Source organism: Cellulomonas sp. zg-ZUI22, from assembly GCF_017353535.1.
GTDB classification, from domain to species: domain Bacteria; phylum Actinomycetota; class Actinomycetes; order Actinomycetales; family Cellulomonadaceae; genus Cellulomonas; species Cellulomonas wangleii.
Genome location: NZ_JAFMUZ010000001.1, coordinates 1,346,011 through 1,360,644, shown reverse-complemented (window position 1 = coordinate 1,360,644; position 14,634 = coordinate 1,346,011). Strand labels below are relative to the sequence as shown.

At 74.0% G+C, this 14,634-nt stretch carries 15 protein-coding genes; 7 read left to right on the top strand and 8 right to left on the bottom strand.

Translation table 11 applies throughout. From position 1 onward, the window contains the following. Positions 1-26: 26 nt before the first annotated feature. A complete protein-coding gene (locus J1G43_RS06210) occupies positions 27-314 on the bottom strand; it encodes a glutaredoxin family protein (RefSeq protein ID WP_207339118.1) in 288 nt (95 codons plus the stop codon). Between the two features lie 108 nt (positions 315-422). Here J1G43_RS06210 and J1G43_RS06205 point away from each other — a divergent pair, with 108 nt between their 5' ends. After that, a complete protein-coding gene (locus J1G43_RS06205) occupies positions 423-1,289 on the top strand; it encodes an HAD family phosphatase (protein WP_207339119.1) in 867 nt (288 codons plus the stop codon). Beyond that, positions 1,286-1,831 (top strand): GNAT family N-acetyltransferase, encoded by a 546-nt coding sequence (locus tag J1G43_RS06200; RefSeq protein WP_207378159.1) that lies wholly within the window; start codon positions 1,286-1,288, stop codon positions 1,829-1,831. The genes J1G43_RS06205 and J1G43_RS06200 overlap by 4 nt, the downstream gene beginning before the upstream one ends. Before the next feature lie 82 nt (positions 1,832-1,913). Here the strand turns inward: J1G43_RS06200 and J1G43_RS06195 are convergent, their stop codons facing one another. From J1G43_RS06195 to J1G43_RS06185, 3 genes are read right to left on the bottom strand one after another with little or no spacing between them, the layout of a single operon-like run. Then, the gene (locus J1G43_RS06195; RefSeq protein ID WP_307859498.1) at positions 1,914-2,978 is read right to left on the bottom strand and encodes an arabinan endo-1,5-alpha-L-arabinosidase; all 1,065 of its coding nucleotides are present in this window, start codon (positions 2,976-2,978) and stop codon (positions 1,914-1,916) included. After that, positions 2,975-4,489 (bottom strand): alpha-N-arabinofuranosidase, encoded by a 1,515-nt coding sequence (locus J1G43_RS06190; RefSeq protein ID WP_207339122.1) that lies wholly within the window; start codon positions 4,487-4,489, stop codon positions 2,975-2,977. The genes J1G43_RS06195 and J1G43_RS06190 overlap by 4 nt, the downstream gene beginning before the upstream one ends. Next, positions 4,489-5,838, bottom strand: a complete 1,350-nt coding sequence (locus J1G43_RS06185; protein ID WP_207370251.1) for a glycoside hydrolase family 27 protein — start codon at positions 5,836-5,838, stop codon at positions 4,489-4,491. Before J1G43_RS06185 ends, J1G43_RS06190 begins: the two co-directional genes overlap by 1 nt. A gap of 351 nt (positions 5,839-6,189) precedes the next feature. Here J1G43_RS06185 and J1G43_RS06180 point away from each other — a divergent pair, with 351 nt between their 5' ends. The 5 genes from J1G43_RS06180 (at position 6,190) to J1G43_RS06160 (ending at position 11,472) form a co-directional block, all read left to right on the top strand. After that, the gene (locus J1G43_RS06180) at positions 6,190-7,527 is read left to right on the top strand and encodes a sugar ABC transporter substrate-binding protein (protein ID WP_207370250.1); all 1,338 of its coding nucleotides are present in this window, start codon (positions 6,190-6,192) and stop codon (positions 7,525-7,527) included. A gap of 63 nt (positions 7,528-7,590) precedes the next feature. Next, the gene (locus J1G43_RS06175) at positions 7,591-8,562 is read left to right on the top strand and encodes a carbohydrate ABC transporter permease (protein ID WP_207370249.1); all 972 of its coding nucleotides are present in this window, start codon (positions 7,591-7,593) and stop codon (positions 8,560-8,562) included. Between the two features lie 10 nt (positions 8,563-8,572). Next, entirely contained in the window at positions 8,573-9,478 is a 906-nt protein-coding gene (locus J1G43_RS06170; protein WP_207339126.1) for a carbohydrate ABC transporter permease, read from the top strand. Between the two features lie 4 nt (positions 9,479-9,482). Next, complete coding sequence (locus tag J1G43_RS06165; protein ID WP_207370248.1) at positions 9,483-10,835, top strand: arabinan endo-1,5-alpha-L-arabinosidase; 1,353 nt, start codon at positions 9,483-9,485, stop codon at positions 10,833-10,835. A gap of 22 nt (positions 10,836-10,857) precedes the next feature. Beyond that, positions 10,858-11,472, top strand: a complete 615-nt coding sequence (locus tag J1G43_RS06160; RefSeq protein WP_207339128.1) for a YesL family protein — start codon at positions 10,858-10,860, stop codon at positions 11,470-11,472. Between the two features lie 23 nt (positions 11,473-11,495). Here J1G43_RS06160 and J1G43_RS06155 read toward each other — a convergent pair whose 3' ends face one another. The 4 genes from J1G43_RS06155 to J1G43_RS06140 form a co-directional block, all read right to left on the bottom strand. Continuing rightward, positions 11,496-12,512 (bottom strand): LacI family DNA-binding transcriptional regulator, encoded by a 1,017-nt coding sequence (locus J1G43_RS06155; RefSeq protein ID WP_207339855.1) that lies wholly within the window; start codon positions 12,510-12,512, stop codon positions 11,496-11,498. A gap of 203 nt (positions 12,513-12,715) precedes the next feature. Continuing rightward, a complete protein-coding gene (locus J1G43_RS06150; protein ID WP_003792170.1) occupies positions 12,716-12,814 on the bottom strand; it encodes a 30S ribosomal protein bS22 in 99 nt (32 codons plus the stop codon). A gap of 177 nt (positions 12,815-12,991) precedes the next feature. Next, the gene (locus J1G43_RS06145; protein WP_207378158.1) at positions 12,992-13,228 is read right to left on the bottom strand and encodes a helix-turn-helix domain-containing protein; all 237 of its coding nucleotides are present in this window, start codon (positions 13,226-13,228) and stop codon (positions 12,992-12,994) included. Positions 13,229-13,366: 138 nt separating this feature from the next. Beyond that, complete coding sequence (locus tag J1G43_RS06140; RefSeq protein WP_207339130.1) at positions 13,367-14,590, bottom strand: acetoin utilization protein AcuC; 1,224 nt, start codon at positions 14,588-14,590, stop codon at positions 13,367-13,369. Positions 14,591-14,634: the final 44 nt, after the last annotated feature.

The window sequence follows — 14,634 nt, the reverse complement described above, 5'->3', positions numbered from 1 at the left end:
CACGGCCCCGGCGCCAGGATCACACGCTAGGGCCTGCCGCCCGCCGCCGCGAGAGCCCGCCGCAGGCGCGCCTCGTCGATCCGCCAGTACCCGCGCCGCACCCCGTCGACGTCGACCACCGGCACCAGCTCGCCCAGCTCGTCCGCCGGCAGCCGGCCGTCGGGTCCCGGCACGTCGACGTCGACCTCCGCCCAGGTCGCACCGACCTCGCCGCACACCCGCTCGACGAGCGCCCGCGCGTCGTCGCACAGGTGGCACCCGGTCCGTCCGTACAGCACCACCCGCGGTGCGCTCGTCCCGCTCACGGCGCCCACGCTAGCCGGGCCGCCCCGGCTCCGGGAGGCCCGCGGCGCGTGTGCGCACGTCGCGGCACGCAGCGGACCCTCCGTCGCGCGGGGCCGCGCGCTCGTTACAGTGTCCGGATGCGAACGGGCGACGGCACGGACGAGCCTGCCGTCGTCGCCGCCACCGCGCGGACGCCACGGGCGGCGGAGGTCGCCGACGGCACGCGCGTGGCCGCGTTCTTCGACGTCGACAACACGATCATCCGCGGGGCCAGCGCCTTCCATCTCGCCGTCGGCCTGTACCGGCGCGGGTTCTTCCGCAAGCTGGACCTCGTGCGCTTCGCCGGGCAGCAGGCCCGGTACCGGCTGTTCGGCGAGGACAAGGACCAGATCGACGACGTGCGCGCCCGCGCGCTCGACATCATGCGCGGGCACTCGGTGGCGGAGGTGACCGCGATCGCCGAGGACGTCTACGACGAGGTCCTCAGCCTGCGCATCTACCCGGGCACCCAGGCGCTGCTCGACGCCCACCTCGCCGACGGCCACGCGGTGTGGCTGGTCACCGCCACACCCGTGGAGATCGGCGAGCTCATCGCCCGCCGCCTGGGTGCGTCCGGGGCGCTGGGCACGGTCGCCGAGCACGTGGAGGGCTTCTACACCGGCCGGCTGGTCGGGGACCTGCTGCACGGCGAGGCCAAGGCCGCCGCCGTCCGCGCGCTCGCCGAGCGCGAGGGGTACGACCTGAGCCTCTGCCACGCCTACGGCGACTCCACGAACGACGTGCCGATCCTGTCCACGGTGGGCCGGCCGTGCGCCATCAACCCCGACCGCCGCCTGCGCCGGCACGCAGCCGAGGTCGGGTGGCCCGTGCGCGAGTTCCGCCACCGTCGCCGCCAGGCACGTCGCGGGGCGAACGCCGCGAGCCTGGCGGGTCTGACCTGGGCCGTGGCGGTCGTCGCGCGCGCCGTGCTGCGCTCGGTGCGGCGCCGGATGGGCGCCGAGTGACCGCCGCGACCGCGTGGTCCGTGCGGACGGCCGACGTGCGGGACGCCCCCGCCCTGGCGGCGCTCGCCGCCGTGACGTTCCCCCTGGCGTGCCCGCCCGGCTCGACGCTCGAGGACCAGCGCGCGTTCCTGGCCGCGCACCTGAGCGCCGAGCGGTTCGCGCGCCACGTGGTCGACCCGGCGCGCGTCGTGCTGGTCGCCGCGACCCCGGACGGTGAGCTCCTCGGCTACACCGTGCTCGTCGCCGGCGAGCCCGCGGACGAGGACGCGCGCGCCGCCGTGCACATCCGGCCCACGGTCGAGCTCTCCAAGTGCTACGTGCACCCCGACCACCACGGCGCCGGGGTCGCCTCCACGCTCCTGCGCGCGTCGTTCGACCACGGCCGCGCGCTGGGCGGCTCGGGCATGTGGCTGGGCGTGAACCAGCACAACGCCCGCGCGCAGGCGTTCTACGCCCGTGAGGGGTTCGCCGTCGTCGGCGTCAAGCACTTCCAGGTCGGCGGACGGCTCGAGGACGACTACGTCCTCGAGCGCCCGCTCTGACGACGGCCCGTCGACCCCGCGCCGCTCACCCCCGCGCCGTTCACCCCACCGCTCACCCCCGCGCCGCTCTCCCCCGCGCCGTTCACCCCCGGTCCGCGGCCTGCTCCTCGCGCGTCGTCGCCACCGGCCACCCGTCCGCGTCCCAGGCGAGCTCGCGGATGCCCAGGCGGACGTCGCCGCCGGCCGCCGCGTCGTACCAGTGGAAGGCGAGGAACCCGCGGGAGTACGACTGCCCGCCGGGCCCCACCATGTCCCCGCGGCCGGTCAGCAGGACCTCACCGCCGTCCATGGTCATGTCACGGCCCGCACGGTCGACGTACGGGCCCGTCACGTCGCGGGAGCGCCCGACCGCGATGCTGTACGTCGAGTCCGAGCCCCGGCAGCAGGTGTCCCGGGACACGAGGAGGTAGTACCAGCCGTCACGCCGGACCAGGTACGGCGCCTCGATCGCGTTGGGCGCGCCGACCCGGCTCGCGATGCGCCGCGGCGGGGCGTCGGGGTCGGCACGCAGGCCGTCCGGCCACGCCAGCTCGACCAGCTGGATGCCGCCCCAGAACGACCCGAAGGCCAGCCACGGCGTGCCGTCGACGTCGAGGACGCCGGCGTCGATGGCGTTCCAGCCGTCGCGCCCCGGCTCGGAGGACAGGACCTCCCCCCGGTCGACCCAGCCGTACGCCGGGTCGTCGGGGTCGAGCGTGGGGCTGGTCATGAGGCCGATGAGCGAGCGGTTGGAGCCGAAGGTCGACGCGGCGTAGTAGAGGTACCAGGTGCCGTCGTGCTCGACGACCTCCGGCGCCCAGAAGTTCTCGACGCCCGGGATGCGCTCCTCCACCCAGGCGGGGCGGGTCGCGGCGTCCCACACCGTCCCGACCAGCTCCCAGGTACGCCCGTCGTCCGTGGACCGCCGGACCTGCGGGGCGCCCAGCCCCACCCGCACGTCGCCGGTCGAGAACACGTACCAGGGCTCCCCCGGCTCGCCGACGACGAGGGCGGGGTCGTGCGTCCGCACGTCGCCCGCCGGGTCGAGGGCGGTGGCGGCCGGCGGCGCGGGCAGCAGCGTGCGCGGCAGCAGCACCGCGGCGCCGCCGGCGAGCAGGACCCCGACGACCGCGACGGCCGCCCACGCCCGCCGGCGGCGGACGCTCACGCGACGGGTCCCAGGCGCAGCACCGTCCACGACACGGGCGGCAGCTCGGCGCTCAGCCGACCGTCCGCGACCCGGGCCGTCGCGTTGGCCCGCGGGGCGACCGACGTGTCGTCGTCGGCCGTGGCCGACCAGGTGTGGTCGGGGTTGGCCAGCGTCGAGGCCTCGACCAGACGCAGCCCCGGCAGGGCGCGCAGGTCCACGTCGAGCGCGGCCGGCGCCCCGGTGGAGCGGTTGACCACGAACACGGCGACGTCGCCGGTCTCCTCGTCCCGCGTCGCGACCGCGTCGACGAGCGCGGCGTCGCCGTAGCGGGCCGTCTCGTACGTCGGGGACTCGACGGCCACCTGCAGCACGTCACCGCGGGCCCACCGGGCGGCGGCGGCGAACGGGTGGAAGATCGTCTGCTTCCATACCCGCCCGCCGGGCTCGGTCATGATCGGCGCGATGACGTTGACCAGCTGGGCGAGCGACGCGGCGTGCACCCGGTCGGAATGCCGCAGCAGGCTGATCAGCAGGTTGCCCACGACGACCGCGTCGGCCACGTTGTAACGGTCCTCCAGCAGCACGGGCGCCACCGGCCAGTCGTCACCGCGCGGCGGGCGGGACTCGGCACGCTTCTGGTACCAGACGTTCCACTCGTCGAACGAGATGTGGACCCGCTTGCTCCTGCGCTGGGCGGCGCGCACGGCGTCGGCCGTCGCGGTCACCGACTCCACGAAGTGGTCCATGTCGACCGCGGAGGCGAGGAACGAGCCGAGGTCGCCCTCCTCCTCCCAGTAGTAGGCGTGCGCGGAGATGTAGTCGACCTGGTCGTACGCCTCGGTGAGCACGATGCGCTCCCACTCGCCGAACGTCTCCATCACCGAGCTGGACGAGCCGCAGGCCACCAGCTCGATGCCGGGGTCGACCATGCGCATGGCACGCCCGGTCTCGGCAGCCAGGCGGCCGTACTCGTACGCGGTCTTGTGCCCGGTCTGCCACGGCCCGTCCATCTCGTTGCCGAGGCACCACATCCGCACGCGGTACGGGTCGGGCGCACCGTTGGCCCGCCGCAGGTCGGACAGCGCGGTGCCGCCCGGCACGTTGCAGTACTCCAGCAGGTCCACCGCCTCCTGCACGCCGCGGGTGCCGAGGTTCACCGCCATCATCGGCTCGACCTGCGCACGCTCGGCCCAGCGCATGAACTCGTCGACACCGACCGTGTTGGGCTCGGTGGAGTGCCATGCGAGGTCGAGGCGGCGCGGCCGCTGCTCGACAGGACCGACGCCGTCCTCCCACCGGTACCCGGACACGAAGTTGCCGCCCGGGTAGCGCACCGTGGACACCCCCAGCTCGCGGGTGAGCTCGAGGACGTCCTTGCGGAACCCGTCCTGGTCGGCCGTGGGGTGCTCCGGGTCGTGGATGCCGGTGTAGACGCAGCGCCCGAGGTGCTCGACGAACGAGCCGAACGTGCGGCGGCGGACGGGCGCGACGCGGAACGCCGGGTCGAGGGTGAGTCGGACGGGGATCATCAGGGCTCCTGTCGGTGGTGCGGGTGGTGCAGCTCCACCCACCGCACACCGTGCGGCGGGACGTCGAGGTCGATCGAGCCGAGGGGCTCGGGCGTGGTGACCACGGGGCCGGGAAGGTCGGCGCCGGACCACAGGTCGCGCACCGCCCAGGGCCCGCGGCCGGCGTCGGCGTCGCCGAGCAGCGCGGTCAGCGGCAGCCGCTCGGTGCGCGGGTGGGCTCCGGTCCAGAACACGGCGACGTAGACCGACCCGCTGCCGTCGCCGGCACGCGCGGCCCACACGACCACCTCGCCGCTGTCGTGCTCGTCCCCGGCGGGCTCGCGCAGCAGCTCGCGCCCGTCCGTGCCCGTGCGCAGCACGTGCCCCACGGCCGGTGTCGTGAGCAGGGCGATCGTCGCGGGGTCGGAGGTCGGCAGGTCGCCGCCCATCATCAGCGGCGAGCGCGCCATGACCCACAGCGTGAGCAGGGTGCGCTGCTCGTCGGGCGTGAGCCGGCTGCTGCGGTCCTCGCCCCGCTCGGCGCGGATGCCGATGCGCCCGAGCGGCAGCATGTCCGCGTCGGCCCAGCCCCCGGGCCGCTGGTGCGGCGCCCACCGCGCGAGCCGCGCGAAGTTGGCGTGCACGTCCTCCCAGCGGTCCCAGAGGTCGTCGCAGACGCGCCACATCTGCGCGTGCTCGCGCAGCACCGGCAGGTGCTCGGTGGACAGGCGCGTGCCGGGCGACAGGGACAGCACGATGTCCCGGCCGGACCGGGCGATCGCGGTGCCCCACGCCGCGACGGCGTCGGCGTGGAACGGGGCCAGCATGTCGTCGACCTTGACGAGGTCGACGCCCCAGGACGCGAGCTGCGCGACGAGCCCGTCCAGCCAGTCCTGGGCGCCCGGGTGGGTGTGGTCCAGGCCCACCATGTGCCCGTTCCACGGGCACGTGGACGTGGGGTCCGCGACGTCGGCGGTGGTCCAGCCGCCGTCACCGGGGACCGGCAGCGCGGCGGCCACCGCGCGCCGCGGCACCCCGCGCAGCACGTGGACGCCGAACCGCAGGCCCAGGGCGTGCACCTGCGCGGCGAGCGCCGTGAACCCCGTGCCGTCGGCGGCGGACGGGAACCGGCCGGGTGCCGGCTGGGGGTAGCCGTGCGCGTCGAGCACGAGCCGCGCGTCCTCGACGTAGCCGTGCGGGCGGGCGTCGGGGTCGGACCAGTCGATGTCGACGACGACCGTGTCCCACCCGGACGGCGCCAGGTGCTCGGCCATGAAGCGCGCGTTGGCGAGCACCTCGGCCTCGGTCACGGTCGTGCCGTAGCAGTCCCAGCTGTTCCACCCCATGGGGGGCGTGCGCGCCCACGTCATCGTCAGGCTCCTCGGATCGGCTCTACATCGTTGTAGGCCCACCCTGCCCGACGCCGCCGGGGGCGTCAACGCGCGGTGGCGACCTCGTGCGCGCACCGACCGCCGCGCCGCCCCGCACGCCCTTCACGCCGGCCGCAACGCCGCTCGGGCGTCGTTACGCGATCGTGGCTTGACCGGCGGCGGATCGCGTGGCACGTTGTGCAACGTTGTAGATCAACGTTGTAAGGCGACGTTTCAGACGACGTCGGAGGGTCAACGACGACCAGCAGGGGCGGACGGACGGCACGCAGGACGCAGCCTCCCCGCCCCCACCGCCGTGACCTGACCGACCCATGACAGGGAGGCAGGCAGATGAGGAAGAGCAGGCTGGCCGTCGGCATGACGTGCGCGGCGCTCGTGGGGGCCATGTCGCTCACCGCGTGCAGCGGAGGCAGCGGCGACGACGGGTCGCTGACGTTCATGTTCCGCGGCGGACCCGACGAGAAGGCGGCCTACCAGGCGGCCATCGACAAGTTCACCGAGGACACGGGCGTGAAGGTGGACGTCATCGTCACCGACGCCGACCAGTACGCGACCAAGCTGCAGGCCGCCGTCGCGGGCAACAAGGTGCCGGACGTGTTCTACATCGAGCAGGCGAACCTGCAGTCGTACGTGGCCTCGGGCGTCCTCATGGACATCACCGACCAGGTCGACGAGCTCGGCGTCGACCTCGACAACATCTGGGACTACGGCGTCGACTCCTACCGGTTCGACGGCGAGCTGCAGGGCACGCCCGAGGGACGCCTGTACGGCCTGCCCAAGGACGTCGGCCCGTTCGCGTTCGGCTACAACAAGACGATGTTCGAGGCCGCGGGCATCCCGCTGCCCGACCCCGACGTCCCCCTCACGTGGGACGAGTACGTCGCCATCTGCAAGCAGCTGACGACGGACACCGACGGCGACGGCACGGTCGACCAGTGGGGCACCGGCCCGAACGTCCAGTGGAACCTGCAGTCGCTGGTGTGGAGCAACGGCGGCGACTTCGTCAACGAGGACCGCACCGAGGTCACCGTCGACACCCCGGAGTTCGCCGAGGCGCTCCAGGAGTTCGCCGACCTCACCACGGTCGACGGCGTCACCCCGTCCGCGGCCGACGCCGCGACGCTCGACACGTACCAGCGCTGGATGGCCGGCGAGCTCGGCTTCTTCCCGGTCGGCCCCTGGGACGTCAGCGTCTACAACGACCTGGAGTTCGAGTACGACCTGATCCCCTGGCCCACCCTCGGTGACGGCGGCTCCGGCACCTGGGTGGGCTCGCTCGGCATCGGTGTCTCCGGCACCACGAACATGCCCGACGAGGCCGTGCAGCTGGTGACCTACCTGTCCGCCGACCCGACGGCGCAGCAGACGCTGGTCGACGCGAACATCCAGGTGCCCAACCTGGTCGACATGGCCGAGGAGTGGGCGGCCGAGCCCGACGCGCAGCCCGCCAACCGCAAGGAGTTCCTCGACATCGTGCAGGACTACGGCCGCGCCATGCCGGCCGCCTACACGTACGGCGCGGCCTGGTACGACGAGCTGTGGACCAACATCCAGCCGGTCCTCGACGGCGAGCGGACCGCGGCGGACTACCTCGCCGAGGTGCAGCCGCGCATGCAGGCGCTGCTCGACGAGTCCAACGTCAACGCCGAGCAGGCGTTCGCAGGCTGACCCCCGGCGCCCGGCCGCCGACCACCCGGCGGCCGGGCCCGCCTTCGCACGAGAGGAACCCTGATGTCGCGATCCGCGGCCCCCGAGGCCCCGCCGGCAGTGCCCGGCGCGCAGGGGACGGACGCCGGTGCGTCGCTGCGCACCGCCCGCCAGCGCCGGCAGCTGCACCGCAGCGAGCACCGCTGGGCGATGCTGTTCGTCGCACCACCCGTGCTCGGGTTCCTGCTGTTCACGCTCTACCCCGTGGCGTTCGCCGCCTACGCGTCGCTGACGAGCTGGAACGGGCTGGGACCGATGCGGTTCACCGGCCTGGACAACTACCGACGGCTGCTCGGTGACGAGTACTTCCACCAGTCGCTGTTCAACACGTTCTTCTACATGATCGGGATCCCGATCGGCCTGGCCCTGGCGCTGCTGCTCGCGATCGCCCTGGACCGGCGCATCCCCGGGCGGACCGCGTTCCGCACCATCTACTACGTGCCGGTGATCTCCTCGCTGGCCGCCATCGCGATCGTCTGGCAGTTCGCGTACAACGGCGACTTCGGCCTGGTCAACCAGGTGCTCGCCGTCGTCGGCGTCGACGGGCCCAACTGGCTGCAGGACACCGACACCGTCAAGCCCGCGATCATCCTCATGATGGTCTGGAAGGGCCTGGGCTACTCGATGCTCCTGTACCTGGCGGCCATCCAGTCGGTGCCCGCGTCCCTGCACGAGGCGGCCGCGCTCGACGGTGCCGGATGGTGGCAGCGGCTCTTCCACATCACGATGCCCATGGTGCGACCGGTGACGTTCTTCCTGGTGGTCACCAACATCATCGGCGGCGCGCAGCTGTTCACCGAGATCAACATCATGACGCCGAACGGCGGGCCCGAGTTCAGCTCCGCCTCCGTGGTCTGGTACATCTGGCGCCAGGCCTTCCGCTACCAGCAGATGGGGTACGCGACGGCCATGGCCATGGTCCTCGGCGTCCTCATCCTCGTCATCACCCTGATCCAGTTCCGCCTCAACCGGCGCAACAGCTTCAGCATCGACTGAGGGGCCCGCCATGACCACCATCCCCACCCTGCCCCCGCGCGACCTGGCCACCCGCGGCCGGCGCCCGTCCGGCACCGGTGCGCGCCGCGAGAGCCGCGCCGTCAACGCGCTGCTGCTCGTCGTGCTCTCGGTGTTCGCCCTGGCGATGCTCGCACCGCTGCTGTGGATGTTCACGACCGCCGTGAAGACCAAGCCCGAGGTGTTCGCGCTGCCGCCCGTGCTGTGGCCCGACTCCCCGCAGTGGGCGACGTTCGCGCGGATGTGGACCGAGGCCCCGGTGCTGTCGGGCTTCAAGAACTCGATCATCGTCGCCGGCACCGTCACCGTGATCGGCTCGGTGACGTCCTCGATCGCCGCGTTCGCGCTGTCGAAGATGCGCCTGCCGGGCAAGAACGTCATCTTCCTGGCCCTGCTGTCGGGCCTGATGATCCCCTACCCGACGCTGATGATCCCGCAGTTCGTCATGTTCTCGCGGCTGCAGTGGGTGGACACCCTGCTGCCCCTGATCGTGCCGCTGCTGTTCGGCAACATCATCATGATCTTCTTCCTGCGGCAGTACCTGGAGTCGGTCCCCGACTCGCTCATCGAGGCCGCGAAGATCGACGGCGCGTCCTACCTGACGATCTTCGGGCGGATGATCGTGCCGATGATCCGCCCCGCGATCGCGGCGCAGTTCATCCTGTGGTTCATGACGGTCTGGAACGACTACCTCGGGCCGATCCTCTACCTGAACTCCCCCGGCAAGCAGACGCTCCAGGTCGTGATCGCCAACCTCAACGTGGAGTACGCCACGCAGCGCGACTACCCGCTGATCATGGCCGCGTCCTTCGTCGCGCTGCTGCCGATCCTCGTGGTGTTCCTGGTCTTCCAGCGGCAGATCATCGAGTCCGTGGCGCTCACCGGCTCCAAGGCGTAGCGCCGTGACGACCCTCGACCCGGCCGGCAGCGTCGACACCACCGGCTGGGGGGCCGGGCACGCCCACGACCCGACCGCGGTGCGCGACGACGACGGCACGTACTGGCTGTTCTCGACGGACGCCCACGCGGACGGCCCGGTCCGCGGCGGCGTGCAGGTGCGCCGCTCGGACGACCTGGTGACGTGGACGTTCCACGGCTGGGCGCTCCCGGGCGTGCCGGCCGCCGCGGCGGCCCTCACGGGCGCGACCGGCCTGTGGGCGCCGGAGGTCGTGCGCGTGGGCGGCCGCTGGCGCATGTACTGGTCGGCGTCGTCGTTCGGCTCCCGGTGCTCGGCGATCGGTCTCGCCGAGGCCGATCACCCGGGCGGGCCGTGGCACGACCGCGGGCTGGTCGTGACGAGTGCGGCGGTGCCGCCCGACACGACCGGCTCCCCGCACGGCGACGGGCCGCCCAACGCGATCGACGCGGCCGTCGTGGTCGATGCCACGGGCGCCACCGAGCGGCACTGGATGGTCTACGGGTCGTTCTTCGGCGGGATCCACGCCCTCGAGCTCGATCCGGTCACGGGCCTGGCGCTCGACGCCCCGGCCCCCGGCGTGCCGAGCTCCGGCCCGGGCGTCCTGCTGGCGCGCCGGGCCCCCGAGGTCGAGGGGGCGGTCGAGGGCGCGTACGTCCTGCCCCGCCCCGGCGGCGGGTGGGCGATGCTCGCGTCGTGGGACTCGCTGTTCTCGACGTACCACGTGCGTGCCGCCGTCGCCGACGAGGTCACGGGCCCGTACCGCGACCGCACGGGCCGCGACCTGCGCGACCCGGCGCACGACGCGGGGACGGTGGTGCTCGCCGGGCACCGGCTCGCCGGCGGCCCGGGCCTGCGGGCGCCGGGCCACGGTGCGGTGCTCACCGAACCGGCCCGCGACGGCACGCCCGGCCGCCGGCTGCTCGTGCACCACGTGCGCGACGAGGACGACCCCACGCGCCACCGGGTGCAGGTGCGACGCCTGGTGTGGACGCACGACGGCTGGCCGCTGGTCAGCCCGCAGCCCTGGGCAGGGCAGGCCCGCGAGGTCGACGACGAGTCCCTGTGGCCGACGGACCCCGCGGTCCTCGCCGGCATCTGGGAGGTCCTCGACGTGGGCGCGGACCCGCGGACGGTCCGGCGCACGCACGAGGGCACCCTCGACCTGCTGCACGTGCGCGCGCTCGGCTCCGGGCGCTTCGCGGCGCGGCGGGCCGACGGCACCCCCGTGCAGGCGGTCGTGCTGCCCGCGTGGGACTCCGTGCGGGACGTGGCGGCGCAGGTCGCGGTGCTGCTCGACGACCACGGGCAGGTCACCGCCGCGACCCGCCCCGCCTGACGCACCTGGGAGGATCGGGGACGTGGACGCGCAGGGATGGGCCGGCGGGGTGATGACGGCCCTGCGGTGGGTCGCCCACCTGCTGGCCGTGCAGGCCCTCGTGGTCGTCGGCACCCTGGCCGGGGGCGTCGTCCTGGGACTGTTCCCCGCGCTCGACGCGGGCGGCCGCGTGCTGGCCCGCCTGCCCGCGGGCACGCCCTCGGAGCACGTGTGGCAGGACTTCTGGCACGCGTGGCGGGCAGGGTGGCGCCGGGCCGTGCTCGTCGGCGCGCCGCTGTGGCTGGTCGCGGCGGTGCTCGCGGCGGACGCCTGGGCGCTGTCGGCCGCGCAGGGACCGGTGCGCGCGGCGCTCGGCGCGGGCCTGGGCCTGGTCACGGCCTGGGCGGTCGTGGTCCTCGCGTACGCGGCCCCGGTGCTGCGGCGCTACCGCGCGCCCCTGCCGGCGACGTGGCGGTTCCTCGTCCTGGCGCCCGCCCTGGGCCCGGGCACCGCGGTGGGTGTGCTCGGCGTCGCCGCCGTGTGGGCCGCGACGTGCTGGGTCGCCCCGCCGCTCGCGGTGCTCGGCGGCGTGGCGGTGCCGTTGCTGGCCACCGGGTGGCTCGTCGACGTGCGGCTGGACCGGCTCGACGCCCGCTGACGGCCCCGCCGGCCGGGTGCCGCTCAGACGTGCGCGGCGTCGCCGATCGTGGACTCGCGCGCGACGACCGAGAAGTCGGCGACGACCTGGCGGAACGGCCGGTCGTCCTGCGCGCCGTCGATCCGGTCGACGAGCAGGTCGACCGCGGTGGCGGCGATCTGCTCGCGGCCGGGGTTCACGGTCGACAGGGTGGGTGCCGCGTAGGCCGCCTCGTCGATGTCGTCGAACCCGATGACGGCGATCTCGCCCGGCACCTCGATGCGGCGCAGGTGCAGCGTGTGCAGGGCGCCGAGCGCGAGCGCGTCGTTGAGGCCGAACACCGCGTCGATGCCGAGGTCGGCGTCCAGCAGCCGCGCCATGGTCTCGGCGCCCGTCGCGCGGTGCCACAGCCCTGCCTCGCCGACCAGCGCCGGGTCGTAGGGCAGCCCGTTCTCCTCGAGCGCCGCGACGTAGCCCTGCACGCGCAGCGCCGCCGAGCCGACCGACTCCCCCGCGTGCGCGCCCACGACGGCGATGCGCCGCCGACCCTGGTCGATCAGGTGCTGCGTCGCGGCCTTGGCGGCCTCGACGTTGCGCATCGTCACGTGGTCGGCCGGGCCGCCGAAGATGCGCTCACCGAGCAGCACCATGGGGTAGTCGACGCCCTCGAGCTCGCCCACGTCGTCGGGCCCGAGCGCGAGCGGTGAGTAGATGAGGCCGTCGGTGAACTGCCGGCGCTGACCGCGCAGCACCTCGAGCTCCCGCTCGCGCACCGCGCCGGTCTGCTCGATGAGCACCGTGAGCCCTCGCGCCTCGGCGGCCCGGATGACGGAGTCGGCCAGCTCCGCGAAGTACGGGAGCGACAGCTCGGGCACGGCCAGGCCGACGAGCCCGGTGCGCCCCCGGCGCAGGTTCCGCGCGGTGACGTTGAGCTGGTAGCCGAGCTCCGCGATCGCCTGCTCGACCTTCTCGCGGGTGCTGTCGCGGATGTAGGGGTACCCGTTGACGACGTTGGAGACGGTCTTGATCGACACCCCGGCGCGCGCCGCGACCTCGTGCATCGTCACGGCACCGCTGCGTCGTCCGTTCACCGTGTGCCCTCGCCCTCGTCGCCGCCCGCGGCCCGTGGTGTCGCCTGCCGACCCAGGGTGGCAGACGCCTTGATCCTACATCGTTGTAGATCCCCGGGGTTCCCCGGACACACGTCGGGCCCGGTCGTCCGACCGGGCCCGCGGTGCACTGCTCGCCGCGATGCGGCGTCAGCTCACTTCTTGTTACGACGCTGGTGACGCGTCTTGCGCAGCAGCTTGCGGTGCTTCTTCTTCGCCATGCGCTTGCGGCGCTTCTTGATGACGGAGCCCATGCGGTCCTCACTCTGTTTCCGGTCACGACCCGAGGGCCGTGAGTGGTGGTCGATCGACGCGCGGTGCGCATCGGGCCGACCCGAATCACCCACGCACGCAGAAGTCCGAGCACCCACCTTACGCGATCGGCCGCCGCGTCCGCGAACGGCTGCCCGCGCACCCGCGGCGGGGCGTGCTCAGGAGCTGCGCCGCTCCTCGCCGAGCCCCTCGGGCTCGACTGTCGCCGACGAGCGCAGGTAGGCGTCGAGCGCGTCCTGCGGCACCCGGAACGACCGTCCCACGCGCACCGCCGGCAGCTCACCCGCGTGCACCAGCCGGTACACGGTCATCCGCGAGACGCGCATGAGGTCGGCGACCTCGACGACCGTGAGGTACCGCACGCGGGCCGACCGCCCGCCCTGGTCCTCGCCCATGCCCCGGCCCTCCTGGATGGCCGGGCCGCGCCGGCGTCGCGCACCCGAGGTTCCGGGTGCCAGACCACCTTAGTTGCGCGTGTGACAGGTGGGAAGCACGGGACACCCGCCCGGCCCAGCGTCGCAGTCGGCCGCCGGTCAGTCGAGGTCCGGGTCCAGCCCCATCGCCGGGAAGACCGCCGTCCGGGTCGCCCGGATCGCCCGGTCCACGTCGTTCGCGGGGTCGTACCCGCCCGACCAGGGCCGGAACGTCGCCGGGGCGCCGTCGGTCATCCGCGCCACCGCCTCACGGCCGTACCGCTGCCGGACCACGGCCAGCCACTCCGCCGGCACGGGCGTGCTCGGCTCGACCGGCCGGTGCGAGGCGACGCCCAGCAGGTGCGTCCACGTGCGCGGCACCACGTCGAGGATGGCGTACCCGCCGCCGCCCAGCGCGACCCAGCGCCCGTCGCTCACCTCGTGCGCCAGGTCGTGCAGCAGGTGGGCCGCCACACGCTGGGCGTCGACCGACACCCGCAGCGTGGCCAGCGGGTCCAGGCGGTGCGTGTCGCACCCGTGCTGGGTCACCAGCACGTCGGGCGCGAACTCGCGGACCACGGCGGGCACCACGGCGTCGACGGCCCGCAGCCAGCCCGCGTCGTCCGTGCGCGAGGGCAGCGCCACGTTGACGGCCGTGCCCTCGGCGCCCCGCCCGCCGATCTCCGTCGGGTAGCCCGTGCCGGGGAACAGCGCGTGGCCCGTCTCGTGGATGGAGACCGTCAGCACGCGGGGGTCGTCCCAGAAGACGTCCTGCACGCCGTCGCCGTGGTGCGCGTCGATGTCGACGTACGCGACCCGCTGCGCCCCGGCCCCGAGCACGTCCCGGATGGCGACCGCGGCGTCGTTGTAGACGCAGAACCCCGACGCCGCCCCGGGCTGGGCGTGGTGCAGCCCTCCGCCGACGTTGACGGCGTGCTGCGTGCGCCCCTCCCAGACCGCGCGCACCGCGTCCAGGGTGCCGGCCACCACGCGGGCGGCGGCGTCGTGCATCTGCGGGAACAGCGGGTCGTCGCGCGTGCCCAGCCCGCGCGCCAGGTCCGGGACGCCGTGCTCGGCCGCCGCGTGCACCGCCCGGATGTAGGCCGGGTCGTGCACCGTGGCCAGCACCTCGTCCGACGCGGGCGCCGACCCGACGACCTCCACGTCCGGCCGGTCGAGCAGGCCGAGCTGCGCCGCGAGCGCGATCGCCAGGTCGATGCGGTCCGAGGTCATGGGGTGGCCGAACCCGAAGTCGTACCCCAGCAGCTCCGTCGACCACCCGACCCGCAGGGTCGTGGCCGCGCCGGCACCGCGCGCGGTGGGGTGGGCGTCGGTCGCGACCATGGGCCACACCGTCCCATCGCACGCCCCACGTGTCGACCCGACGT

Bases quoted from the DNA above. Each gene is read 5' to 3' on its own strand.
- J1G43_RS06190 (WP_207339122.1), bottom strand. From the start codon at position 4,489: ATGATCCCCGTCCGACTCACCCTCGACCCGGCGTTCCGCGTCGCGCCC.
- J1G43_RS06140 (WP_207339130.1), bottom strand. From the start codon at position 14,590: ATGGTCGCGACCGACGCCCACCCCACCGCGCGCGGTGCCGGCGCGGCC.
- J1G43_RS06150 (WP_003792170.1), bottom strand. From the start codon at position 12,814: ATGGGCTCCGTCATCAAGAAGCGCCGCAAGCGCATGGCGAAGAAGAAG.
- J1G43_RS06155 (WP_207339855.1), bottom strand. From the start codon at position 12,512: ATGCACGAGGTCGCGGCGCGCGCCGGGGTGTCGATCAAGACCGTCTCC.
- J1G43_RS06175 (WP_207370249.1), top strand. From the start codon at position 7,591: ATGTCGCGATCCGCGGCCCCCGAGGCCCCGCCGGCAGTGCCCGGCGCG.
- J1G43_RS06185 (WP_207370251.1), bottom strand. From the start codon at position 5,838: ATGACGTGGGCGCGCACGCCCCCCATGGGGTGGAACAGCTGGGACTGC.
- J1G43_RS06145 (WP_207378158.1), bottom strand. From the start codon at position 13,228: ATGGGCGAGGACCAGGGCGGGCGGTCGGCCCGCGTGCGGTACCTCACG.
- J1G43_RS06170 (WP_207339126.1), top strand. From the start codon at position 8,573: ATGACCACCATCCCCACCCTGCCCCCGCGCGACCTGGCCACCCGCGGC.
- J1G43_RS06180 (WP_207370250.1), top strand. From the start codon at position 6,190: ATGAGGAAGAGCAGGCTGGCCGTCGGCATGACGTGCGCGGCGCTCGTG.
- J1G43_RS06205 (WP_207339119.1), top strand. From the start codon at position 423: ATGCGAACGGGCGACGGCACGGACGAGCCTGCCGTCGTCGCCGCCACC.